Raw genomic sequence first — 22,076 nt, forward strand, 5'->3', positions numbered from 1 at the left:
CACATCCACAGCAGAACGGCGAGCGAACCGGCACGACGAGTCCGAGAGTTCGACGAGCCCGACCGAGCCGAGAAACGGACGCGTTACTCGCTCGAGGACGCCGCCCGGACGACCCAACGGGAAACCGCCGCGACGCTCACCACCGCCGCGCCGAGCGCCCCGTAGAACAGCGCCGGTCGACGCTTGGGCATCGATCTGGCGAGAAACAGCGCGACGCTGAGGCCGTGGTGGACCGGGTTCAGCGTCTGCCCGTCGACGTCCTCGTACCGGACGTCGATCGGACGCTCGGTGATCTCGAGGTCGGCGTCCTGGGCGTCCATGATGAGCTCGCTCTCGACGCCCATCCCGGTCGTTTCGATCGAGAGCGTCTCGACGGCGTCCCGCGAGAACGCGCGAAAGCCGCTCTGGGTGTCCGAGAGCTTCGTCCCGCTCGAGCCGAACGTGAGGTAGTCGAGCACCTGCTGGCCGACGCGTCGGTACCTCGGCGTCTCGTCCTCGTCGGCCTCGAGGTATCGGCTGCCGATGACCATGTCGGCGCCGGCCTCCTCGACGGGTTCGGCGACCGTCGGGATCTCCTCCGGGAGGTGTTGGCCGTCGCCGTCGAGGATCACGAGCGAGTCGCAGTCGGTCGTTCGGACGTACTCGAACAGCGTCCGCAACGCCGACCCCTTCCCCTGGTTGTGGTCGTGCTCGAGCAGCGTCGCGTCGGTTTCGTCGACGACCTCGACGGTGTCGTCGCTGCTCCCGTCGTCGACGACGACGACCTCGGCGGCGAACTCGGCTGCCTGATCGACGATAGCTTCGATACTGGCCCCTTCGTTGTACGCCGGAATTCCGATCAGACGGTCGGAGTCGGCCGAAGACGCCGTGGTGACGGCCTCGGTGCTGAACGACGACGACGCGATGCTCCGATGGCGGCTCGCGTCGAGGTCGACCCGGTCGCCGCTTCCCGTGACGACGAGTCCGTCACAGCCGTCGGTCTCGGCGGCCGAAGCCAGCTTCGACCGCCGACTCTCGCCGTCGTCGGGGGACTCGAGGACGGTGGCCCCCAGCTCCTCGAGGGAGGAAACGAGGTCGGCCTCGAGGCCCGTGTCGAGGACGAAGACGGCGTAGTTGCTGGCACGTGCTCGGGAGACGGTCCGGAGCGAGACCCGACCGTCGTCGGGAATCAGTCCGAGACCGAGCTGTGCTTCTGGGGACGCTATCGGTGAGTGCTGTTGTGGGGTGATCATTGGGTGAACGAGATGTGCTCTGCGTCGGCTGCCGGGTGTCGGAACGATCGCTTCGAGACAGTTGGCTGGCCGTACCGCGGTTTCGTGAGACCGTCGACGGCGATAAAGCGGCTCTCGACCCCGAGACCCGATCGGAACGCGAGCCGGATACGTGGAGGTCGGTTCTGTATGCCGCTGTACACTTTCTCTCGGTGCCCATTTTCTGCACAACCGGTAAATAATTACTGCTTTAATTGATCAGTGCTGCATCATAGTTATATTTCGTCTATCGATTTGTTGGTACACTGCAAAAATAACTGGATAAGATATATTTCAATATAACCTACTATTTCCGATGTCTGACACCCGAATCGGTCGCCGGTCCCGCTCCTCCACCCGTAGGGGCGCGGGCCCGGACACCGCGCTTACCCACGAAAGCGGAGAACGGGAGGTCGATACGCACTGTCGTTAGACTGCCAACAACCTCCTGACGGACCTCGGCGACGGCTCGCTCTCGAGCGTCTCCGGCTGTACGGTTCGTTCACGAACCCCTCCACTCGAGCCCGTCACTGTGGGTCGATCACGCCGTGGGCCTCGAAACGCGCTCCTTTCGAACCGGCGTCGAACCACGGGATTCGGCGATAACTAGCCGCTCGAGCACGGGAGATCCTCGACGCCGATCCTGCCGCCGACTCGTGTCAGAGGCGAGTATCGTTCGAGTGGTCCTCGGATCTGAGCCCGATCTGTCCCGGATGGAACTCGATGGTCGCGCCCTCGGGAACCTGCTCGGTGATGACGTCGTCATCCTGGAGGAGGCGGACGACGTCGTTGTCGGTCTGGTAGAAGGCGATCGTCTCCTCGGAGATTCCCGCCGCTTTCCGCAGTACCGTGATCGTCGTGTTCTCCCCCACCAGAATCTCCTCCCCGTTGACGATGACGGTCTGTGGCATACGACGTGTGAAACGCCTGTCAAGTAAAACGTTTCTATTGCATGTCACTACTCGAGAGTGGCCGAGACGGGAGCAGAGTCCGAGACAACACGCTCCGGAGGAGGGGGACGAGGTCAGAACAACGAGAACGGTATCGCGGAATCGATCGGATCTGAGAGCGACGAGAACGATGCCGGGAAACGATCGAACTGGACCCGAGGAGACGACACACTGTACCGAGTTAGACCCAGTGTCGGGCTTCACCGACCGGGTAGCTCGTCGGACTGACGGCGTCGACGGTACCCCACCGACTGCAACGGCGCGTCTCGTCTCACTCGCCGCGAACCCGGTTCGGCGTCGCTCCCTCGACGATCAGGTCCAGCAACATCGCCTTCGGACTCGAGGGCGGGTACCGCGTATCGATCAACTCCCGCGCCGTCTCGAGGTCGCCCCGGACCGCACACTGTCGGACGCGACCCGCCGTTCGCAGGAAGTCCGACGAGTCGGCCTCGTCGATGTACTCGGTTGCCTCGGGGACGGTCGGACCGAGCGCCTCCCCCCTGATCTCGTCGAACTCCTCCAAGAGCGGGTCGTACTCGTCTTCGAGATGGGTCAGCAGGTACTCCACGGCGAAGCGCTGGAACTCCGATTTGTTCGCGAACGCCCCCTCGTCGATGTGCTGCTGGACGATCTCGAGGACCTCCTCGGGGAACCGGACCGTCGATTTGACCATAGTGTCACACGTTGCGAACGAGTGGTATATCTTTGGGGGTACCACGCAGCCCCGTCCGCCGAGGAGTCGGACGCCGCCGACGCAACCGTTGTCTCGAGCGCTCGAGGGTACTCGTCCCGGTTTCCGCGAGGGAGAGCCACGACGTGTCACACGGGCGTCTGACTGAGATTGATGAGCGTCGCGCGTGATGGAAACGGTATGACACCCTCCACGCGACCGCCCGAACCGACCAGCCGCGACCGCCCGCGACCCGGTACGCGGAGGCGGTGACCCGATGCCGTCGACGCGACCCCGGACGCTGCTGTCGCGGGGAACGGACGTCGCGACCCGAAACCGAACCTGGCCGGCGTACGCACTCGCCGTCGTGATGCCCGGTGCGGGACACCTCTACGCGGGCCACTGGCGGCGCGGACTCGTCTGGGCCGTGCTGTGTGTCGCCGCCCTCGCGTTCCTCAGCACGGGCGCGATACTCGTCGAGCGCACGGCCGCGGAGCCGTTCCTCCTCACCGCGCTTCGCCTCGAGCACGCCGGCTTCGCGGACGTCGCGTTCCCGCTGGCCGTGCTCGTCCTCAGCGTCGTCGACCTGTACGGGCTCGGCGGGCTCGAGGACGCCGCGGTCGACGCCCCGCTCGCGAACCGAACGCGGTCGTAGCCCGGCCGCGGGCGATCCGGCGCGAACGAGCACGCGAGCTCGCGCATCGGTCCCACCGTTCTCATCGCGAGCATGTCTGACTGAAGTTCAAGTGTTCGGTCGGGGTGGGAACCGGTATGGCCCCTGCAGAACTCGGCGTCGAGATCGCGCGACGGATCGCCGCCCGCGAGGGTGTCGATGCGACTGCACTGGATCCGCCGTTGCACGCGGTGATCGACGTCGACGCCCTCGAGTCCCTGGTTCACCCGCGACCGGACGAGCGTACCGACTTCACCGGCGTCGTCTCGTTCGCCTACGGCGACTACACGGTCACCGTCGACGGGACGGGGACCGTCTCGATCACCCCGGTGGAGAACGCGGATTCGAACCCCGACCGACAGTTCGAGTACAATCCGCAGTAGGACACACGGCCGTCCTACCGCCGTTCTCACGGCTCGCTCCTTCAGCCACTACCGAGCGATATCGTCCGCCCTCCAGACCGATCGGCCCTCCAGACCGGCTGCCGCCCTCGGTATGCACTACCCCGATACACTTTCACAATAACGATTGTTTGTTTCGGTTTCCACCAACTATTATTGCGAATATGTAAATAGCCCCGGACCCAAACAAGTGTATGAACGACGCCGAACCCAGAGAAGCCGTGACGGACGTGCCGGTCGACGCCGCCGAACCCCCGCTTCACCTCCCCGGAACGCCGACGACCTCGTTCGCGAGGACGCTCGAGCGCCTGTACAGCCGCTTCCTCCGCTGAGCTGAACGCGACGCACTCGATACCGACGGCAGAGTCACGTCACTCGACTCTCATCGCATCGACGAAACGACAGCCACGCGGGCTCTTCCTGGCCGACAAACGGGAACGACGAGCGGTGCCGGTAGCGTCCGACTGTATGAGGCTGGTTCTCGAGCACCCGACGCTGCGAGCGGACGCCCCGCGGCGACGCCGTCGACCAGTCCCTTACCTATGCCGTCGACCAGTCTCTCACCCATCTCACCGTCGCTCGAGACCGCTCGAGCGGAACGGTCGCCGTCGCTCGTTCCCGAGTGACCCGCCGTCCCGGTCGAGACGAAGGTGGCCCTCGAGCCTCCTCACCCCGACGAGCGAACGCGACCCGCCGACCGTCACCCGCCGTCGCACTTGTCGCCGCCGTCGCCGTCGCACTCGAGCGCGCGGACCCGAACGGCGTCGCTCGTTACCGTGATCGTGTAGCCGGCGTACTCGAAGGAGACGTGGTCGGTCGCAGTCTTGCCGGTGAACGCGGCGTCTAAGGCCTCCGGATCGATCGTTTCCGCAAGCGACGGGAGCTCCGGCGGCGGGCAGTCCTCCAGTACGGCGACGACCGACCAGACGCCGCGGCTCGGAGATTCGTCGGGGGCCAACCGGTACTCGTGTGCCGCCGCCGAGGGGGGCCGATCGGTGTCGCTCATCAGAAGGGGATCTCCTCGAGGAAGTCCGCGCTCTGTTCGTCGAGGTGATCCAGGCGCGAACCCAGCAGCTCGCGGACCAGCATGACGAGGGCGTTGTCCTCGCCGGCACCCGTGATCGCGGTCTCGTTCTGAATCCCGTGGTCGTTGTGTTTGCTGAGCGTGCCGAGCATGATCGCTTCCCGGTCGGCGAAGAGCAGTCGGCCGACCTTCTCGCGCTCGGGCGAGATGTTCATCCAGTCGCGCTGGGGTTCCCACAGCGTGACGCCGGGTACCTGCTCGCGGACCCGATCTCGGATCGCCGGGGTCTGCGTGCCGACGTAGACGTCGACGCCGCGGTCGACGGCGTCCTGCAGACACCGGAGACACGCCGCCTCGATGAGGTCCTCGTCGGTGTACAGCAGGAACAGCTCGTCGTCGGCGTACTCACAGAGCGCGCGGCAGTGCTCGATCACGTTCGCGCGCCCGTCGAGTCGCCAGATGTCCTGTGAGGGCTCGGCGACCGAGAGGACCGCTCGCGGCGCCTCGGGAAGGTGTAGGTCGAACCACTCGGTGTCCTCGATGAGGGGATGGCCGCAGTAGCTGACGGCGCCGCTCCGAGCGTCGTACGAGGCGAGGCCGGCCGCCGCGAGCTTCGGAAGGTGGACGTGATGGAGGGCCGCACAGCAGTTCTCGACCGGATCGGCGTCGGCGGTCTCGACCGTTTCGGTACCGGGTTCCCGCTCGACGACCGCGCGAGCGAGGGCGACCCGGGACAGCGCCGTGTCGTAGTCGGCAAGCACCGACAGAGCGATGCGCCGTCGGCGGTGAACGAGTGCCCCGAGGATCTCGTCCCAGTCGACTCGGTCCGTCTCGAGGATGCGCTCGAGCGTCGGGCTCTGCAGCGCCGGGTGCGTCGAGACCGCGACGGCGTTCGTCTCCCCGCCCCAGTCGATCAGTCCCGCCTCCTCGAGTACCGGAAGGTGAGTCTGCTGGAGGGAGACGCGCCACTCCGCCAGCTCACCCTCGGTGACGTCGAGCAGTCGCTTCTCCGCGTCCGCGGCGGCGAGATGGATGGCTACCTCCTCCTCGGAGATCGGCTCGGTTCGGTTTCGGAGGAGCCGCAGGACGGCCCGACGCCGTCCGTCGCGTAACGCGTGTAGCACGTCGTTCGTTTGCTCGCCTCGCATTCTTGTTGATAGCTTGTCGAGTTAGGAGCTGATAAAACTCCCGGTAATAGCTATCTACTAGCCGATCCCGGAGAGTATCCGTTCCTGACGAGTTCACATCTCCGACGAACGAGCGCGGAATCGATCGACGGGGACGGCGACACGCGGCCTCGCGTGAGCGCCCCTCTCGGCTTCGGCGCCGTACCGTTCTGCCGCGACGGGCACTCGCAGTCCACACGGGCGATCAGCTGGGGTCGTCCCGGCGGAACCGAAGCTCGATCCCGTCGGGATCCGTCGTCTCGAACGCGCCGTCGTCCCGCGCGCTCGAGGTCGCGTGTCCCGCCTCCTCGAGCCGCGTTCGAAGCGCGGCGAGCCCGTCCTCGTCCGGAACGACGACCTCGACGCGCTCGAGCCCGCGTCCCTGCGGCGGTGCCGACCGACGCCGCCAGACGTTCAGCCCCAGGTGGTGGTGGTAGCCGCCGGCGGCGACGAACAGCGCACCGTCGACCCGGTGTTTACACCCGAAGCCGACGGCGTCGACGTAGAACTCCCGCGCGTCGGGAAGCGACGACACCTCGAGGTGGACGTGCCCGACGGTCGTCCCGTCCGGAACCCCGCCCCGACCCCGTCCCGCGCTCCGAACGCCCTCGACGTCGAGCGGTTCCGTGCCGATGCCGACCGTGCCGTCGTCGGCGACGGGCCACTCCTCGCGCGGTCGATCGCGGTAGACCTCGATCCCGTTGCCCTCCGGATCGGAGAGGTACAGCGCCTCGCTCACGACGTGATCCGCCGTCCCCTCGAGCCGCCAGCGCCGTTCGATCCGCTCGAGGGCGTCGCCCAGCGCCGCTCGAGACGGGACGAGCAACGCCGTGTGAAACAATCCCGTCTCGTCGTCCCGTCGCGGCCGCGCCGTCGACTCCTCCCGGAGCACGACGAGCGGGGTCCCGCCCGCGGCGAGCACCGTCCGATCGTCGCCGACCGCTCTGGCCTCGAGTCCGAGCACGTCCTCGTAGAAGCGAGCGACTCGCTCGAGGTCGCTCACTCGGAGCGAGACCCGTCCCATCCGCGTTGCCGTCGGTAACATCCCTGCCGTGGTCATGGCCGGTGTTGGCGTCCAGTACGGGAGACGGTTCCGGCCCGAGTGACACTTTTCTGGAACTACGAGATGCGTCCATCTGCCCTTTCTATTTTTTGCGGGGCGAGTAGCCAGCAGCCGCTCCGAACGGGCGCGAACCCTGAGAACAGGAAAACCCCGCTCGGACCGTCAGTCGTTCTCCTCGATCTCGCCGTCGACCTCGGCGTCGCCGCTGACCTCGACGGTCGCCCCGGTCGCGTCGCCGTCGATTTCGGCGTCGTCGCTGAGCGTAATGTCGCCCTCCGCGGTTACGTCGCCCTCGACCTCCGCGTCGTCGCTCATCGTCACGTCGCCGCCGGCATCGACGTCGCCCTCGACTTCCGCGTCATCTTCGAGGGTGACGTCCCCGCTGGTCGAAATATCGCCGTCCTCCTCCTCGTCGCCCGACAGGGTGACGTCCTCGTCGTCGTCGTACTCCGCTTCGGCATCCTCGTCTTCGTCCGCGTCGCCGTTCTCGTCGTCACCGAGGTCGCCGTCGTCCTCGCCGTTCTCGTCGGCACCGTTGTCCTCGGCCGCGTCGTCCGTCTCTTCGTCGTCATCGTCGTCGGCACAGCCTGCCAGGCCGACCGCTACTCCACTGCCGAGCACTGCCAGATACTGTCGTCGAGTCGCCGGTCGTTCCATGGTTACCCCTCGAGATCGGAGTCACTAAGAAACGCGAGTAGGAGTAGTGTTTTCCTGCAGGGAGTGATTTTAAACAAACTTCCGGTCTCAGCCCCGGGCCACTCCTCGAGCCGTCGGAGCTCCCGTCGTCGGAGCTCCCGTCGTCGTCGGACCGCAAAGCGTGTCCCGACGGGGTTCGTTCCTCGAGTTCGACGCTGCAGTAGACTCTTCCGTCTCGACGCCGCCGCGAGCAGTCTCGCCCGGAGTGGTCGACACGGGCACCGTTCAGACTCCCCCTTTCGGCCTCGCGAGTCCGCGCTCCGCGCGGAATCGTTACGGCGCAAAACGAGGTTTACGCCAAACCTCGCACGAACAACTCGCCTCCCCACCGACTGCGACGAGATTCGTCCGACGGCTTCCGCACTCGCCTCGAGCCAACCGGGTCCTCATCCGTCGATCTCGCTGGGTCTCCACTCGGCGATCCCACTCCGGGAGCGTGACACTCGAACCGTCCCGATTGTACGACATCCAAACCGTCTCAACGGCTCGAGGCTTCGGAAACGGTGGGGTGTCCGTTCGAGAACGTCCGTAGACATCCTCGCTCGAGGGTTATCGCGGAACCGCAGTATCCGAGACGTCCGAGCGGATCGAAATAGACGACTCCATCGCTCTCGACGCCGATCGCTTCAGGACCGGCGTGTAGTCGATTCGGCCGCGACGGCGTCCTCGATCCGACCGCCGTCGGCGCGGATCGAACCGAAGGGAGAGCACTTATCCTTACTGACCGTCTAGTCAGGACATGTCCCAGTCGACGTCCCGGAAGCGACCGTGGCTCGCAGCGCTCCTCGCAGCACTCGTCACCGGGCTGGGCCACCTCTACCTCTGGCGGCTGCGTCGCGCCGTCGGCTGGCTCGCCGCATCGGTGCTCGTCACGTTCCTCCTCGTCGACCAGGCGGCCTTCGAGACCCTCGCCGGCGGGAACCCGGACACCGACGCACTGCTCGCCGTGTGGCCGATGTACGCCATCGTCGCGCTCAGCGTCGTGGACGCGTACCTGATCGCCCGGCGGCCAGCCGCCGGGAGCGAGTCGTCCGCTCACGGCGAGCCGACCGCCCCCTCCGCGGACGAGGACGCCGCCCCCTCCTGTCCACACTGCGGGAAGGAGCTGGATCCCGACCTCGAGTTCTGCCACTGGTGTACGACCCAGCTCAAGGCGGGCGAGGACGACGAGGAGGCGAACGACGCCCCTCGCTGAGAGCGGCCCCTCGAGCGCCGTGTCGGAACGCTGGCGATCCCGCTGCATCCGGTGTGGCACAGAACTACGTCCGCCCGCCCGCAACGGGAGGGCGTGAACGCGTTCGAGACCACCATCGCCGACAGCGTGCTCAGCACCGAACACCGGATGCTCCGGGACGAGACCCGAACGTTCGTCGAAAACGAGGTCCGTCCCGAGGCCCGCGAGCGCGACCCCGACGGCGAACGCATGTCCGACGACCTCGTCCGCCAGCTCGGCGAGATGGGATTTTTCGGGATCCTCATCGACGAGGAGTACGACGGGCTCGGCCTGGACCTGAAGGCCTACGCCGTTCTCGCGGAGGAGCTGTCCCGCGGCTGGCTCAGCGTCGGGAGCATCATCGCCCGCGGGCAGAGCCTCGCCGGGGCGACCGAGGCCCAGAAGGAGCGATACCTCCCGAAGATGGCCCGCGGCGACCTGCTCAAGAGCATCGCGATCTCCGAGTCGGACGCCGGCTCCGACGTCGCGAACATGCGCACCCGCGCCGAGAAGGACGGCGACGAGTACGTCCTGAACGGCCAGAAGATGTGGACCACGTTCGCGAAGGGCTCCGACTTCATCCTCACGTACGCCGTTACCGATCCCGACGCCGACCCGGCCCACGCCGGAATCTCGGGGTTCATCGTCGAGAAACCCGCCGGTACCTTCGACCGAGACGGGTTGAGCGGGCAGCCGATCGACAAGATCGGCTACCACGGCTGGGACACGTGGACCGTGAACTTCGACGACGTGCGAGTCGGCGAGGACAAGCTCGTCGGCCGCGAGGAGGGTCAGGGGTTCTACCAAATCATGGAGTTCTTCGAGGAGGGCCGCGTCCACACCGCCGCGCGGGCCGTCGGCCTCGCTCGCGGCGCCCTCGAGGACGCCGTATCCTACGCCAAAGAGCGCGAGCAGTTCGACCAGCCGATCGCGGAGTTTCAGGCGCTCCGATTCAAGCTCGCCGAGATGGCGACCCGGACCGAGGCCGCGAGGGCGCTGACGCTGCTCGTCGCGCAAGCGGTCGATCAGGGCGAGCGCGCCGACGCCCAGGCCGCGATGGCGAAGCTGTTCGCCACCGAGGTCGCCGAGGAGGTCACCAGCGACGGGATCCAGGTCCACGGCGGCTACGGCTATACGACGGAGTTCGACGCGGAGCGATACTGGCGGGACGCCCGCCTCACGAAGATCTTCGAGGGGACGAACGAGATCCAGAAACGCATTATCGCCGATCGGTTGCTCTGAGCGCTCGTTCGGGGCGCCTCGACGTCGGCATAGCAAGTCAGTGAACGCGATCTAATTATTTGACTTCCAAGAAGCTTTATTGAGGTATCGATCGTAGGAGGGAGCATGTCCGATCCGGGTCCCGGTATCGAAGCGTGGAAGGAGCACACGAGTGCGTTCGATCGCGTCCAATCGATCGCCAGCACAGTCTCGCAGCCCCGTTCGGCGTCGGTTATCGCGGACGAGGCAGCAGTCGCGGAGAACACAGCTCGAGATCATCTCGAGCGACTCGTCGATCTGAACGTGCTACTGAAAAGCGAACGAGCGGGAACGACGCACTATATGCCCGACCCGCTCCACACGCGGATGCAGACGCTCCGAGAGCTGCTGGACCGATACGATCACGACGAACTCGTACAGCTGAAAGCTGACCTCCAATCCGAGATCGAGGGGTGGCGCGAGGAGTACGGCGTCGACTCGCCTGTCGACCTCCGTGACCGCGCTGCGGACACGGAAACCGCCGAACAGACGCGGGAGATTCGGACGACTGCAAGCGACTGGGAACTCGTGGCATACCGGCTCACTATCGTCGAGGACGCGATCGAGAACTACCGGACGTACAGCCAAGACTTCCGCGCATCGGCGTAGAGATGGGTGACACGTACGACTCGGCGGCGGCATCTCACCGGGCGCTTCGCGCCATCCAGCAAGAGCTCGAACGCCACCCGATAGTCACCGAGGTGCGGGGGTTTCCAGCGGGCGAGTTTACACGGGTTGTCGCACGGCTGGAAACGAAACGATGGGGGCGCGACAGCGAAGACGCCACGTTCACCGTCCGCTGGTTTGCAGGGGAGACTGCCGACGCCATTCCCGAGTTCTCGTTCCACTACAGCGACGCGACGGCCGATTTCGGATGGCACCATGAACCGAACCCGCACGTCGACGGATGGGGTCATTTCCAGGAACGAAACGCTACCGGAACGGCGTATTCGTACGAACCACATTCCTTCGGCTCGCTCACCCCTGCACGCCTCGTCTGGGAGGTCATGTCTCTCACTTCGTCGAGGCTGAAAACGACGTGACTCCGAATCGGGTTCAGAACTCGTCGCGCTCCTCGAGCTCGCTCAGCTTCTCGATCGCCGTCATCGCGACGGCATCGTCCGTTTCGTCGGCTCCGAAAAACACGATCACGTGCTCGTCGTCCGGCTCGGCGACCTCGACGGAGTCCTCGAGTACCCGGTCGTCGAGCGTGTCCTCGTCCCCATCATCGCCGAGTGCGTCCTTGTCCCCGTCCTCGTCGTCGAGTTCGAGCGTCACGGCGTACTCGCCCGAGTCGGTCAACACGTCGTCGTACGTAGCCTGTGCGTCCTCGCCGGCGTCGTCGCCGCCCGGAGCGAGATCGAACCGATCCTCGAGGACGAGCGAGCCGTCGGGACCTGTTACCTCGACCGAGCCGGCGAGACCCTGCTCCCCGCCGTTCAACACGTTGACGTCCTCGAGAACTAGCCCCGCGAGGAAATCCACGGCGGTCGAGCAGCCGGCAACGGCTGCCGTTCCGACGGTAGCGCCGACGGCGAGATACCGACGGCGGCTCACGGGAGGCGTCACCGGAGTACCCGTTCCGGTACGATTGGACGTCATCGTACGCAGCCACTCGAGTCGGCAGATAAGTGCTTTGTGCGGTGCGAACGCGGTCCGCTCGGCCGTCGCGTCGGTCGTCGGTCCGGCGATCGGAGTCACGCTCCGGCGAACTCCCGATCGTGGACGGTCCTTTCAGGGAGTGAGTGCAGACGATAGTTTCAACGCCCCGTCCGAAATAGGTGGGACCGAGGGGATCTCGACGCGCGGTGGCACAGACGGGGTGTGTCAAAAACCGTCGCGTTCCCGCGCGAGGACCCTCGGTCCCTATTAATAGTTATCGTTCAGTCGGCATAAGTTTCTTGATCGACTCGAGGGGGCCAGCGCAGGCGAACCGACAATCCACGTCGAACGCCCAGCATACCCGAGAACTCAGTTTCGGACGGAGCGGACGCCGTCGACGTCACACAGGATGTCGAATCGAGCGCCGTCCGAACCGTCGCCGAGCCGAACGTCCCAGCCGTGAGCGTCGGCGATCCGCTCGACGATCCGCAGCCCGAACCCGGTTCCGCCGTCGCTCGTCGAGTAGCCGCCGGCGAACACGTCCTCGCGCCGGCTTTCGGGTATCCCCGGGCCGTCGTCCTCGAGGTAGAACCCCCGATCGGTCGTTCCGACGGTGACGGTCACGTCCTCGCCGCCGTGGTCGATGGCGTTCCGGAGCAGGTTCTCGAGGAGCTGCTGGAACCGGTCGCCGTCGGCCTCGACCGTCGCCGAGGCGAGATCGTCGTCGTAGCGAAGCTCCGCTCGGTCGGTTCCGTCGGCGACGAGCTCCCAGGCGGCGTCGACGGCGTCGCGGAGCCGAACGGCGTCCCGGGAGCCGATATCGCGTCCCTCGCGCGCCAGCCAGAGCACGTCCTCGGTGATCCGATCGATCCGATCGAGGGCGGTCTCGATCCCGTCGAGGTGCTCGCTGTCGCACTCCTCTCGAGCGAGCTCGAGCCGTCCCGTCGCGACGTTCAGCGGGTTTCGGAGGTCGTGACTCACGACGCCCGCGAACTCGTCGAGTCGGTCGCGCTGTCGTTGCAGCGCCTGCTCTCGTTCCATCAGCTCGGTGATGTCCCGACCCTCGGGGATGAGAAGCGTCACGGTCCCCCGTTCGTCGGTCAGCGGTCGCATGGAGAAGTCGATGATCGCCTCCCGATCGGCACCCCGTACCGGAAGCTTGTGTCGAACGAACTCGCCGTTTGCCGCCCGCTCGACGGCGTCCCGCGCTCGTTCCCGGGTGTCCGCCGAGTGCTGGAACCACGCCGTCTCCCACATCTTCTTCCCGACGACGTCGTCTCGCTCCAGCCCGCCGAACTCGAGTGCGGTCTCGTTCGCCTCGACGAGCGTGCCGTCCGGTTCTAACAGCCCGGTGAACTGGTAGGTGTTCTCGAACACCGCGCGGTAGCGTCGCTCCCGTCGCTTCTGTTCGGTAATATCGTGAAAGAGAACGGTGAGTCCGTTCTCCGACGGGTAGATGTGTTCTCTGTACCACCGGTCCCACGGCTCGAAGTACTCCTCGATCGTTCGGGGCTCGTTGGTAGCCTTCGCCTCCCGGTAGTGGTCGTAAAACGGGGTGTCCGTCGCCTCGTCGAAGGTTTCCCACAGCGAGTTGCCGAGCAGTTCCTCCCCGGCCGTTCCGAAGACGGCTTTCGCCCGTTCGTTGACGTACACGACCCGCCAGTCGTCGTCGAGCGCGAGGAACGCGTCGTCGATCCGCTCGAGGATTCCCAGCGGATCGTGGCTCGTAACCCGTTTGAACCGTCTCGCCGTCGACGCCGTCACCGTCTCCTCGATCCGGTTCGCCAGCGTGACGTACTGACTCGCTCCACCGTCCTTCCTGACGTACTCGGTCACGCCGGCCGAAATCGCCTCGCTGGCGATTGCCTCGTTACCATCCTCGGTGAACAACACGAACGGGAGCGCCGGATACTCCTCGCGAACCGCGTTCAGCAGCTCGATCCCGGTCCCGTCGACCAGCTCGTACTCCGAGACGACGCAGTCGACGGTCGCAGTCGAAAGCCGCGCTATCGTCGCCGCAACGCTCGACGCCGTCTCGACCGCGAGCCCGTCGGCAGCTTCCTCGAGCGCACTCGCGATTGTTTCCGTGGCGTCCGCCGCTCCATCGACGTACAGCACGTCGACCGTGTCGGAAAGCCCTCCCATCACGGCTGATACTATTCAGTAGTTCGAATCTGTGAATATAAATTCCTTGCCTCACAGACACCGTCAGGGCTCGCGGTCTCGAGCACCGCACGCGTTCGAACCTGATTAGGGGTGCTCGATCTCGATCCGCCCGCGCTTTTGCCACCCGGCGTGGATCTCGCAGACGTACTCGGCCATCTCCGCGGACGCCTCGAACTCGAGCGACTGGATCGACCCCTCCGTCTCCATCAGCTCGGTCCCGTAGTCGTCGACGCGCTCGCCGTTCTCGTCCCAGATCTCGATGTTGTGGGGCTGGCCGTCCTCGTTTTTCCAGCTGAGGACGTACTCTCGGCCCTCCTCGAGTACGATGGACGGATTCTTCTCGCCCTCGATCGGCTCCGGTTCGACTCCTTTCCATCCGGCGGTCGTAGCGCTCAGTACGATCTCGTCGACGTCGGTCCACGCCTCGCTTCCGTCGCGGGAACCATCGTCTTCGTCCTCGTCGTCGGTGTTCGGCTCCGACGTCTCGGCTTCGTCCTCGTTGCCTCCGTCTATCGGGCCCTCTCCGTCGTCACTACCGCTATCGGGCGCCTCGGTCCGACTCTCGTTGCCGTCGTCGCCGGAGTCGTCGTCGACGTCCCCGTTTTCGTCGCTCGTTTCTCCCCCACCGAGACAGCCGGCAGCGAGAGCGGCCATCGCCGTTCCACCGGAGAGCCCCAGCGCCTGGCGTCGGGAACAGTCTACTGATTGTCTCATAATGTGAGTTTCAGTTTTCGCTACTATAGATACCATGCAGATAACAGCCGGTTAACAAGTCACCAACCACAGCACGAACGCCCGAATCGGAACACCTTCCCTCGAGTCGACGAACGATCGGCTATGCACGCCGACCGGATCGATCCGCAGGCGAAGGCGGCGCTCGAGCGCCAGAACCGGTTTTCGCTACCGCACAGCCGTCGCGGCCTGAAGCTCCTCCGATACGTCACCCGCGTGACGATGTGGGTCGAGAACCGAAACCCGCCGCAGGTGGGACGAACGGTCGACCGGACGATTCCCGGACGCGCTGGCGACCTCGACGCTCGTCTCTACCTGCCCGAGGCGGACGGACCGTTCCCGACGATCGCGTTCTTCCACGGCGGCGGGTACGTGCTGGGGAGTATCGCCACGCACGACTGGCTGTGTCGCCAGCTCACGCGGGAGAGCGGCTGTGCCGTGCTCTCGGTCGACTACCGCCTCGCCCCCGAGCACCCGTTTCCCGCGGCCGTCGAGGACGCTTACGCCGCCGTCGAGTGGGCGGCCGCCAACCCGGACGCCATCGCCGGCACCGGACGCCTCGCGGTCGCGGGCGACTCCGCCGGCGGAACTCTCGCGGCCGTCGCCGCGCTCATGGCCGCCGAGCGCGACGGTCCCGAGATCGCCCACCAGGCGCTGCTCTATCCGAGCGTCGGGATCGATCCCGATCAGCCCTCGATGCGAGAACACGCGGGGATCGTGCTCGAGGCGGAAGATATGGAGTGGTTCCGGAACTGCTACTACGAGAGCGACGTTCACGAACGAAACCCCTACGCCGACCCGACGAACGCCGGCGACCTCTCCGGCGTCGCGCCGGCGACGATCGTCACCGCGGGGTTCGATCCCCTTCGTGACGGCGGGAAGGCCTACGCCGAACAGCTCGTCCGTGACGGCGTCGCCACACGCTACGAGAACTACGAGGCGATGGTCCACGGGTTCATGACGATGCGCGACGTCGACCGTACCCACGAGGCTATCGCCGACGTCGCCGCGGATCTCGCCGATGCGTTCCGATCCGACTGACTGCGGCAAGCTACGGCTGCCGTGGCACCTCTCAGATCCGATCAGCAGGCCACCGTTCCCGTCGGCACGACAATCGTCACCGGATCGCTCCCGGTCGTCGCGTAGATCGCGTGTCCGCCGTCGATCGCCGCGTCGTACGCCGGCTGCGAGATCGTAACCGGCGCCTCCGGATACTGCTGGGCGCCGACGGTCTGCCACGACGACTGCAGGGCCGTCGGACAGTGCAGTTCGCCACCCCCTTCTCGCAGCCAGTCCGCGGCCGGCTGGGACGACCCGCCGGCCTCGTAGTAGTTGCCGGCGATCCGGGTGAGGTGATCGTCGCTCGTCCACTCGGCCTCCAGCGTCGTCGTCGCGAACGTCGCGGCCGCGAACTCCTCGCCGGTCGTCGTCCCCTGGTAGGACAGCGCCTCGAGCCCGAGGAACGCGATCGGAAGCGAGGCCAGCGCACACAGACAGAGGACGAGCGCGAGCGAGACGGCGACCGTTCGCCGCGCTCGAGGGCTCGCACGGCCGACGAGGTCGACAATCGCGACGCCGGCGCTGACGACGACGGCGAGGTGGGCGAACGTCTGCCCGCGCTGGACGAAGATCTCGATGGCCGGGTCGACACCCCGCGTGAGCGAGAACCCGACCCAGACGAGCGGGGCGAGCAACAGCGCCAACACGACCGCTCGAGGGCCATATGGCCCGGTCGCGCTCGGAACGCCCCAGCTTCCGAGCGCGGCGAGCACGACCAGTGGCGCGAGGAGAACGAGCAACAGCGACGGCGGTGCCATCGTCCCCGGGAACACGCCCCAGACGGCGTCCGCGACTACGACCGCGAACCCGAACAGCAACCCCCCGCCGACCGTCCCGCGAACGACGGCCGGAGCCGCGGTCGACAGCCAGTACGCGAGCGCACACAGCAACACGATCCAGGCGACGAACAGCCCGTACTGCTCGACGGGTTCGCCCGTGTACGACGGGTCGACGACCCAGTAGTACGCGCCGACGTAGGCCCACACGACGACGAGAAGCACCACACTGAGCGCCCGACGCCGCCAGGTTCTCAGTCCGGCCAGCACGCAGACGGCCGTCAGCGTCAGCGCGGCCACGATCGCGCTCAGGTGGTGCGTGATCGGGAGCACGAGCAGGAACGCGCCCGTCACGAGCCCCCAGCGCCGCCGCTCGGTTCGGAAGAAACGGTACGCCGCGATCGCCACCAGCGGAACGAACAGGATGCCCAGGACCTCGTAGCTCACGGCCACCGTGCGCCGAAGGAACACGCCCTCGAGCGCGAGGGTCGTTCCGGCCGCCAGCGACGCGACGGCGGTCACCGAGGGCGTGGTCCCGCGCCGGTCGGCGATCCGCCAGGTCAGCACCACCGCGATCACCGACGGGACGGCGCCGACGAACGCGATGGTCGGCTGTGCGATCCACAGCGGTGCGACCGCGGTGACGAGCGCGACGATCGAGAGCAGCGTCGGGAACGTGTAGCCGTAGGGCTCGACCGTCTCGACGAGCGAGCCGGCCGCGATACTGTCGCGGGCCTGGGCGGCGAACACGAACCCGTCCGGATTGAACGGGTACGGCGTCCACAGCGTCGGCGCCATCCGAACCGCGAACGCGACCGCGAAAACGGTGAGGGCTACGATCGCGAGTCGCCGACGGACCATCCGACTGTACGCGGTCGCGGTACCGAGTTAACGATTCCGACTCCGGACCGGAAATTTATTCGAATGCTCGACAGCCGTCTCGAGCTCTCGTCCGGCGCGGATCTAACTACCTTTCAACAGCGAGAGAGTCCCGCCGTTCACGGCGGGCGTGAATCGCGTAAGCTCCGGTGAGAAACCACCGAGTTACTGCTGCTCTTGAGTCTCCAACGAATCAAGGCCTGCTTCGATAACTTCTCGGTACGCTTCTTCGAGGGTTTGATCCTGTTGCTCGGCATAATCTTTCACCCTCCCGTTTAGAGTATGTGAGATGTCGATGTTCGGTCTCATCTGTGTCCAAAAGACATTTAGACATAGGGGCACAAATGTCTGTTGTCGTGAAGCGTACCAACACGTTCGCAGTCCGCCCGCTTTCCGAAACCGGAGAGCAACTGCTACGCGATCTGTTGGACGCTTCCGCCGCTCTCTGGAACGAAGTCAACTATCAGCGACTCATGCGGTACAACGACGAGGACGGCTTCGAGGGCGACGTATGGGACGCGGACACCGGGCGACTCGAAGGCCGATACAAAGGCGTTCTCGGTGCGTCCACTGCCCAACAGGTGATACGGAAAAACAGCGAAGCGTGGCGCGGGTTCTTCCGCCTGAAAGACCAGTACCACGACGAGTCAAACACATCGGTTACTGAACACCCGGAACCGCCGGGATTCCGTGGTAATGAAGACGATGGACGGCAACTCAAGACCGTCATCCGCAACACGTCGTACACCGTCGAATGGGGCGACCGCTCCCGACTCGAAATACTGGTTGGAAGTGAACTGAAAGACCGCTACGACCACACCGGACGACTCCGGCTCGAAATCACTGGCAACCCGAGCTGGCCCGAGTACGAGAAACAGGGCCGACTTGACCTGTGGTACGACGAGACAGACAGTACCTTCCGAGCTTCACAACCCGTGACTGTTTCTGACGAAACACGGGACGCTCCACTGGCCGACGAGAAGGCCGCTCTGGATATTGGTGCAAACAATCTCGTCGCCTGTACCACGACGACCGGCGAGCAATACCTGTACGAAGGCCGCGAGCTGTTTCACAGGTTCCGCGAGACGACCCGAGAAATCGCCCGGTTACAGTCCAAGTTGCGGGAAGGCCGATACAGTAGCGAGCGTATCCGGCGGCTGTACCGGAAACGAACTCGCCGCCGCGACCACGCTCAGGAAGCGTTGTGTCGTGACCTGGTCGAACGGTTGTACGCCGAAGGCGTGGATACTGTGTATATCGGTGGCTTGACCGACATCCTCGGGACGCACTGGTCGGTCGAAACCAACGCGAAAACGCACAACTTCTGGGCGTTCAAGCAATTCACCGAGCGACTGGCCTGTACCGCCGAGGAATACGGCATCTCGGTTGAAGTTCGGTCGGAAGCGTGGACCAGTCAAGAGTGCCCGCAGTGCGGTTCAACAGACCGAACGACAAGGAATCAGGACACGCTCACCTGCCCGTGTGGATTCGAGGGGCACGCCGATCTCACAGCGTCAGAAACGTTCCTGAGACGGCACACAGAACAGGCAGTCAGGCCGATGGCACGGCCCGTGCGGTTCGAGTGGGACGACCATGATTGGTCGGAGTCACCACGCTCTCATCGTCCCAAAGAACAGCGCACAGACCCGAGTACCGTCCACCGTGACGGGAATGTTGCCTCCGGGGAATCTCAGACTGTCTGAGACTCCCACGTCGGAGAGGAAACCCCGTCGTTCACGACGGGGAGGATGTCAGTTTGCTGCCGGATCGCATACAAGGAGGTGTGGGTACCGAAACGGACTCGAGCGCCGACCGACAACCGACTGGAGAGGACCTGATCCGCCGACGGCGTCGCCTCGAGGAGACGGTCGAGCCGCTGGCGGACTGCTCCCTTCTCCGTGCGACCTTCCTCCCGCTGGTGGCGATCCTGACCGCTGCGCTCGTGCTGACCATCGGGATCGCCGCCCACCGGGGTGCGGATCCTGGCTGGCCGGACTGGACGTCACTGGTGCCACTCGGTGCAGCGTACGTCGCCGTCGTTGCCGGGCTGTACTGGCGGTGGGACCGGACGACCTGGCGGGCGGCCGCGGTCGTCCGCTCCCCGACGCCGCAGGAACTCGGCGTTGCAGTAGTGGCTACAGCCGTCGGGGTCGGGATCGTCATCGTCGGGAACGTCGCCGCGACGGCGGTCGGTCTCGACCCCCACGCCCGCGCTCCGGTGAGGAGCACCGCCGGGATCGCGGCCCTGGTTCTGACGTCGCTCGTGATCGCCCCGGTCGCCGAGGAGATCCTGCTCCGCGGACTGGCTCTCGGTCACTTCCTCGCACGCGGGTACGGTGTGGTGACTGCGAGCGTCCTGTCAGTCACGCTGTTCGCGCTCGTCCACGTCTTCGTGGCCGGCGCGGTCAGCATCGCCATCACTGGCGCGCTCGGCGTCGTACTGACGGCGCTTCGGCTGTGGTACGACAGTCTCGTCGCGCCGTGGCTGATGCATCTCCTCGTCAACGCCTGGGGTCTCACGGTGACGATCGGGTTGGTACCAACTCCGTGGTGACAGCTTAGTAACCAGTTAACGCCGGGTTTGGTCTCGAACTCTCGCTTGCAGCCGACCCTCGACGCGAGTGACGGGTGACGGTATTTGAGCCCGGGGCTGGTACTCCGGAGCATGCACTACACAGGACCGACAGTCCGTCTCGAAGCATCGCCTCGCGTGCGTTCGTCCGACCGATGGACGGCCCGCCGGACGTGACCGCCGACGCGCTGTTCGGTCGGAACGACGAGGCCGCTTTCGACCGGCTCGAGGACGCGCTGGAACTCGGCGAGGATCACTCCCTTCCAGACGAGCGCGGCGCGGGTCGAATCGATAACCCGAACGGGGTCCGAATCGAGCCCCGCGAGGACCTGCAGGGGCTCGTCTGCCGACTGTCCGAAACGCTCGAGGAACAGCTTCGAGCCCGCCTCGTCCACGAGGGGACCGTCCTCGAGCGCCAGACGATCGGGACGCTCGCGGCCGGCGACGCGTTCGCGTTCCGGACGCCGCTTTCGGCCGGCCAGCAGTACGACGTGCTGATCGACGCCGGGGCGGACCGCGAGTACACGCGCGGGCGCGCCGAGGTCGAGTATCCCGTCGAGGGCGAGCGACTCGCGGCCGTCGCGGGCGTCTACTCCCGCGACGGGGCGACCAGTGACGCGTACCGGTACAACGTCGCGGCGATCGCCCCGCTCGAAACCCCGTACGACCCGGTCGCGGACGCCGATTTCGACAGACCCGCGGCGACCGAAACGGTCGACGTCGTCGAGAGCGACGCGATCGACCACGACGGCGATCTCGCCGCCGAGATCCGGGCGTACGTCGGGACCGGGACCGAACCCGTCGCGTTCGTCCTCCCGGCGGGGAGCTACGACTGGTCTTCGGGGCTCGCCCTCTCGCAGCCGATCGAGTACGTCGAGATCCGCGGCGACCCCCGGGCCTCCCTCGAGGTGCGATCCCACGAGCCCGACGCCGCCTTCGAGTTCGGCGAGTGGGACGCCTCGGATCCGCCACAGAAGGTCGTCGTCAGGAACGTCGACGTCGACATCGCGGACGCCGAAAGCCGGGACTGCGGGCTAATCCTCGCGAACGTCGGACGCGCGGTGATCGACAACGTCGAACTCGTCGGCACCCGGTGGCGCCACGGCCCCGACGGTGGCGATCGCTATACGCTCCTGGTCAACACCTGGGACGCCGACGCCGAGAGTCTCGTCCGAAACGTCTCCCTGCCCGACGGCGCGGTCGCCGACGCCGAGGAGGGGTCGGTCGGCCACGAGATCGGGTTCAGCGCCGATCCGCCTCACGAGGGACGCAACGTCTGGCAGCGGTGTTTCGTCGCCGGCTACGTCGACAACGGGTTCTACACGGCGAACTCGCCGGGCGAGAACGTCCTCGAGGAGTGTGTCGCCGCGAACTGCGGGAACGGGAACGTCCGCCCGGGTATCAACGACGCGGTTCGGGACTGCAGGATCGTCCTCGATCGAGGCTCCGATCAGCGCTACCCTGGGGCCGGCCTCTGGCTGAACGGCGGCCGTCCCGTCGCCGAACGCATCACGATCGCTGCGCCGGACGCGGGAAACGACGTCGTCCGGGTCAACAGCGGCGCCGACGGTGGCGTGATCACCGATCTCGACGTCGCGACCGGTGCCGACGCGCCGTCGCCGACGCTTCGCTGTACGGCCACGTCGGAGACCGATCCCGCCGGCATCCGAATCGAGAACTTCGTCCTCGAGGACGCCAGCGCGGTCACGACGACCGACGACGGCGATTCCGTTCCGTCGGCCCGGATCGCCCGTCCGGACGTCGAACTCGCCGACGGGGTGATCGAAGCGGTCCACCGGGACCCGATCGGCGGCGATCGCGATCCCGTCCTCGAGAACGTCGACGTACGCGAGGGTCAGTAGCCCGATGGTTAACACAGTTGTAGAGTAAGCAATTCTGATATATACGGTCGATAGTAATGCGC

Annotated in this window: 22 protein-coding genes; 11 read left to right on the forward strand and 11 right to left on the reverse strand. The window is 66.0% G+C overall.

The features are described 5' to 3' along the window. Positions 1-83: 83 nt before the first annotated feature. The 3 genes from ACFEMD_RS06475 to ACFEMD_RS06485 form a co-directional block, all read right to left on the reverse strand. Positions 84-1,232 carry a glycosyltransferase family 2 protein gene (locus ACFEMD_RS06475; RefSeq protein WP_394740160.1) on the reverse strand — a complete coding sequence of 383 codons (1,149 nt, stop codon included), beginning with the start codon at positions 1,230-1,232 and terminating at the stop codon, positions 84-86. A 677-nt stretch (positions 1,233-1,909) separates the two neighbouring features. Continuing rightward, positions 1,910-2,161, reverse strand: a complete 252-nt coding sequence (locus tag ACFEMD_RS06480; protein ID WP_394740161.1) for a hypothetical protein — start codon at positions 2,159-2,161, stop codon at positions 1,910-1,912. Between the two features lie 310 nt (positions 2,162-2,471). Further along, on the reverse strand, positions 2,472-2,873 hold the full coding sequence (locus ACFEMD_RS06485) for a ribbon-helix-helix domain-containing protein (protein WP_394740162.1): 402 nt from the start codon (positions 2,871-2,873) through the stop codon (positions 2,472-2,474). A gap of 274 nt (positions 2,874-3,147) precedes the next feature. Here ACFEMD_RS06485 and ACFEMD_RS06490 point away from each other — a divergent pair, with 274 nt between their 5' ends. The 3 genes from ACFEMD_RS06490 to ACFEMD_RS06500 all read left to right on the forward strand — a co-directional run bounded on the left by ACFEMD_RS06490 (position 3,148) and on the right by ACFEMD_RS06500 (position 4,276). Continuing rightward, positions 3,148-3,525 carry a hypothetical protein gene (locus ACFEMD_RS06490; RefSeq protein ID WP_394740163.1) on the forward strand — a complete coding sequence of 126 codons (378 nt, stop codon included), beginning with the start codon at positions 3,148-3,150 and terminating at the stop codon, positions 3,523-3,525. Between the two features lie 116 nt (positions 3,526-3,641). Then, positions 3,642-3,926, forward strand: coding sequence for a HalOD1 output domain-containing protein (locus ACFEMD_RS06495; protein WP_394740164.1), 285 nt, complete (start codon positions 3,642-3,644; stop codon positions 3,924-3,926). A 212-nt stretch (positions 3,927-4,138) separates the two neighbouring features. Next, complete coding sequence (locus ACFEMD_RS06500; protein ID WP_394740165.1) at positions 4,139-4,276, forward strand: hypothetical protein; 138 nt, start codon at positions 4,139-4,141, stop codon at positions 4,274-4,276. A 368-nt stretch (positions 4,277-4,644) separates the two neighbouring features. Here the strand turns inward: ACFEMD_RS06500 and ACFEMD_RS06505 are convergent, their stop codons facing one another. From ACFEMD_RS06505 to ACFEMD_RS06520, 4 genes are all read right to left on the reverse strand, one after another. Further along, the gene (locus tag ACFEMD_RS06505; protein WP_394740166.1) at positions 4,645-4,950 is read right to left on the reverse strand and encodes a HalOD1 output domain-containing protein; all 306 of its coding nucleotides are present in this window, start codon (positions 4,948-4,950) and stop codon (positions 4,645-4,647) included. Further along, entirely contained in the window at positions 4,950-6,116 is a 1,167-nt protein-coding gene (locus ACFEMD_RS06510) for a DUF7344 domain-containing protein (RefSeq protein ID WP_394740167.1), read from the reverse strand. The genes ACFEMD_RS06505 and ACFEMD_RS06510 overlap by 1 nt, the downstream gene beginning before the upstream one ends. Before the next feature lie 223 nt (positions 6,117-6,339). Continuing rightward, positions 6,340-7,194 carry a VOC family protein gene (locus tag ACFEMD_RS06515; protein WP_394740168.1) on the reverse strand — a complete coding sequence of 285 codons (855 nt, stop codon included), beginning with the start codon at positions 7,192-7,194 and terminating at the stop codon, positions 6,340-6,342. 165 nt (positions 7,195-7,359) lie between these two features. Beyond that, positions 7,360-7,854 carry a polymer-forming cytoskeletal protein gene (locus ACFEMD_RS06520; RefSeq protein ID WP_394740169.1) on the reverse strand — a complete coding sequence of 165 codons (495 nt, stop codon included), beginning with the start codon at positions 7,852-7,854 and terminating at the stop codon, positions 7,360-7,362. Positions 7,855-8,632: 778 nt separating this feature from the next. Between ACFEMD_RS06520 and ACFEMD_RS06525 the strand changes: the two genes are divergently transcribed. The 4 genes from ACFEMD_RS06525 to ACFEMD_RS06540 all read left to right on the forward strand — a co-directional run bounded on the left by ACFEMD_RS06525 (position 8,633) and on the right by ACFEMD_RS06540 (position 11,409). Continuing rightward, positions 8,633-9,088 (forward strand): DUF7575 domain-containing protein, encoded by a 456-nt coding sequence (locus tag ACFEMD_RS06525; RefSeq protein WP_394740170.1) that lies wholly within the window; start codon positions 8,633-8,635, stop codon positions 9,086-9,088. Positions 9,089-9,181: 93 nt separating this feature from the next. Further along, positions 9,182-10,348, forward strand: a complete 1,167-nt coding sequence (locus ACFEMD_RS06530; RefSeq protein WP_394740171.1) for an acyl-CoA dehydrogenase family protein — start codon at positions 9,182-9,184, stop codon at positions 10,346-10,348. 105 nt (positions 10,349-10,453) lie between these two features. Beyond that, positions 10,454-10,975, forward strand: coding sequence for a DUF7342 family protein (locus ACFEMD_RS06535; protein ID WP_394740172.1), 522 nt, complete (start codon positions 10,454-10,456; stop codon positions 10,973-10,975). Between the two features lie 2 nt (positions 10,976-10,977). Then, positions 10,978-11,409: a hypothetical protein gene (locus ACFEMD_RS06540; protein ID WP_394740173.1), complete on the forward strand. Its 432-nt coding sequence runs from the start codon at positions 10,978-10,980 to the stop codon at positions 11,407-11,409. A gap of 13 nt (positions 11,410-11,422) precedes the next feature. On the opposite strand, the gene ACFEMD_RS06545 is transcribed toward ACFEMD_RS06540, so the two are convergent. The 3 genes from ACFEMD_RS06545 to ACFEMD_RS06555 all read right to left on the reverse strand — a co-directional run bounded on the left by ACFEMD_RS06545 (position 11,423) and on the right by ACFEMD_RS06555 (position 14,848). Next, positions 11,423-11,968, reverse strand: a complete 546-nt coding sequence (locus tag ACFEMD_RS06545; protein WP_394740175.1) for a hypothetical protein — start codon at positions 11,966-11,968, stop codon at positions 11,423-11,425. Positions 11,969-12,337: 369 nt separating this feature from the next. Further along, complete coding sequence (locus ACFEMD_RS06550; RefSeq protein ID WP_394740176.1) at positions 12,338-14,113, reverse strand: PAS domain-containing protein; 1,776 nt, start codon at positions 14,111-14,113, stop codon at positions 12,338-12,340. A 105-nt stretch (positions 14,114-14,218) separates the two neighbouring features. Further along, positions 14,219-14,848, reverse strand: coding sequence for a cupredoxin domain-containing protein (locus ACFEMD_RS06555; RefSeq protein ID WP_394740177.1), 630 nt, complete (start codon positions 14,846-14,848; stop codon positions 14,219-14,221). 123 nt (positions 14,849-14,971) lie between these two features. On the opposite strand from ACFEMD_RS06555, the gene ACFEMD_RS06560 reads away from it, so the two are divergent. Beyond that, positions 14,972-15,907 (forward strand): alpha/beta hydrolase, encoded by a 936-nt coding sequence (locus ACFEMD_RS06560; RefSeq protein ID WP_394740178.1) that lies wholly within the window; start codon positions 14,972-14,974, stop codon positions 15,905-15,907. 41 nt (positions 15,908-15,948) lie between these two features. Here ACFEMD_RS06560 and ACFEMD_RS06565 read toward each other — a convergent pair whose 3' ends face one another. After that, positions 15,949-17,562, reverse strand: coding sequence for a sodium/phosphate symporter (locus ACFEMD_RS06565; protein WP_394740179.1), 1,614 nt, complete (start codon positions 17,560-17,562; stop codon positions 15,949-15,951). A gap of 374 nt (positions 17,563-17,936) precedes the next feature. Here ACFEMD_RS06565 and ACFEMD_RS06570 point away from each other — a divergent pair, with 374 nt between their 5' ends. The 3 genes from ACFEMD_RS06570 (at position 17,937) to ACFEMD_RS06580 (ending at position 22,014) form a co-directional block, all read left to right on the forward strand. Beyond that, complete coding sequence (locus ACFEMD_RS06570; protein WP_394740504.1) at positions 17,937-19,283, forward strand: RNA-guided endonuclease InsQ/TnpB family protein; 1,347 nt, start codon at positions 17,937-17,939, stop codon at positions 19,281-19,283. Between the two features lie 80 nt (positions 19,284-19,363). Continuing rightward, positions 19,364-20,134 (forward strand): CPBP family intramembrane glutamic endopeptidase, encoded by a 771-nt coding sequence (locus tag ACFEMD_RS06575; protein WP_394740180.1) that lies wholly within the window; start codon positions 19,364-19,366, stop codon positions 20,132-20,134. A 173-nt stretch (positions 20,135-20,307) separates the two neighbouring features. Further along, on the forward strand, positions 20,308-22,014 hold the full coding sequence (locus ACFEMD_RS06580; RefSeq protein ID WP_394740181.1) for a hypothetical protein: 1,707 nt from the start codon (positions 20,308-20,310) through the stop codon (positions 22,012-22,014). Positions 22,015-22,076: the final 62 nt, after the last annotated feature.

It is taken from the genome of Natronococcus roseus (genome assembly GCF_043677095.1).
GTDB classification, from domain to species: Archaea; Halobacteriota; Halobacteria; order Halobacteriales; family Natrialbaceae; genus Natronococcus; species Natronococcus roseus.

What these genes read in the sequence shown, in the direction of transcription:
- ACFEMD_RS06520 (WP_394740169.1), bottom strand. Translation starts at nt 7,854, where the DNA reads ATGGAACGACCGGCGACTCGACGACAGTATCTGGCAGTGCTCGGCAGT.
- ACFEMD_RS06535 (WP_394740172.1), top strand. Translation starts at nt 10,454, where the DNA reads ATGTCCGATCCGGGTCCCGGTATCGAAGCGTGGAAGGAGCACACGAGT.
- ACFEMD_RS06545 (WP_394740175.1), bottom strand. Translation starts at nt 11,968, where the DNA reads ATGACGTCCAATCGTACCGGAACGGGTACTCCGGTGACGCCTCCCGTG.
- ACFEMD_RS06500 (WP_394740165.1), top strand. Translation starts at nt 4,139, where the DNA reads ATGAACGACGCCGAACCCAGAGAAGCCGTGACGGACGTGCCGGTCGAC.
- ACFEMD_RS06560 (WP_394740178.1), top strand. Translation starts at nt 14,972, where the DNA reads ATGCACGCCGACCGGATCGATCCGCAGGCGAAGGCGGCGCTCGAGCGC.
- ACFEMD_RS06565 (WP_394740179.1), bottom strand. Translation starts at nt 17,562, where the DNA reads ATGGTCCGTCGGCGACTCGCGATCGTAGCCCTCACCGTTTTCGCGGTC.
- ACFEMD_RS06475 (WP_394740160.1), bottom strand. Translation starts at nt 1,232, where the DNA reads ATGATCACCCCACAACAGCACTCACCGATAGCGTCCCCAGAAGCACAG.
- ACFEMD_RS06580 (WP_394740181.1), top strand. Translation starts at nt 20,308, where the DNA reads ATGGACGGCCCGCCGGACGTGACCGCCGACGCGCTGTTCGGTCGGAAC.
- ACFEMD_RS06495 (WP_394740164.1), top strand. Translation starts at nt 3,642, where the DNA reads ATGGCCCCTGCAGAACTCGGCGTCGAGATCGCGCGACGGATCGCCGCC.
- ACFEMD_RS06490 (WP_394740163.1), top strand. Translation starts at nt 3,148, where the DNA reads ATGCCGTCGACGCGACCCCGGACGCTGCTGTCGCGGGGAACGGACGTC.
- ACFEMD_RS06480 (WP_394740161.1), bottom strand. Translation starts at nt 2,161, where the DNA reads ATGCCACAGACCGTCATCGTCAACGGGGAGGAGATTCTGGTGGGGGAG.
- ACFEMD_RS06555 (WP_394740177.1), bottom strand. Translation starts at nt 14,848, where the DNA reads ATGAGACAATCAGTAGACTGTTCCCGACGCCAGGCGCTGGGGCTCTCC.
- ACFEMD_RS06485 (WP_394740162.1), bottom strand. Translation starts at nt 2,873, where the DNA reads ATGGTCAAATCGACGGTCCGGTTCCCCGAGGAGGTCCTCGAGATCGTC.
- ACFEMD_RS06505 (WP_394740166.1), bottom strand. Translation starts at nt 4,950, where the DNA reads ATGAGCGACACCGATCGGCCCCCCTCGGCGGCGGCACACGAGTACCGG.
- ACFEMD_RS06550 (WP_394740176.1), bottom strand. Translation starts at nt 14,113, where the DNA reads ATGGGAGGGCTTTCCGACACGGTCGACGTGCTGTACGTCGATGGAGCG.
- ACFEMD_RS06540 (WP_394740173.1), top strand. Translation starts at nt 10,978, where the DNA reads ATGGGTGACACGTACGACTCGGCGGCGGCATCTCACCGGGCGCTTCGC.
- ACFEMD_RS06515 (WP_394740168.1), bottom strand. Translation starts at nt 7,194, where the DNA reads ATGACCACGGCAGGGATGTTACCGACGGCAACGCGGATGGGACGGGTC.
- ACFEMD_RS06510 (WP_394740167.1), bottom strand. Translation starts at nt 6,116, where the DNA reads ATGCGAGGCGAGCAAACGAACGACGTGCTACACGCGTTACGCGACGGA.
- ACFEMD_RS06525 (WP_394740170.1), top strand. Translation starts at nt 8,633, where the DNA reads ATGTCCCAGTCGACGTCCCGGAAGCGACCGTGGCTCGCAGCGCTCCTC.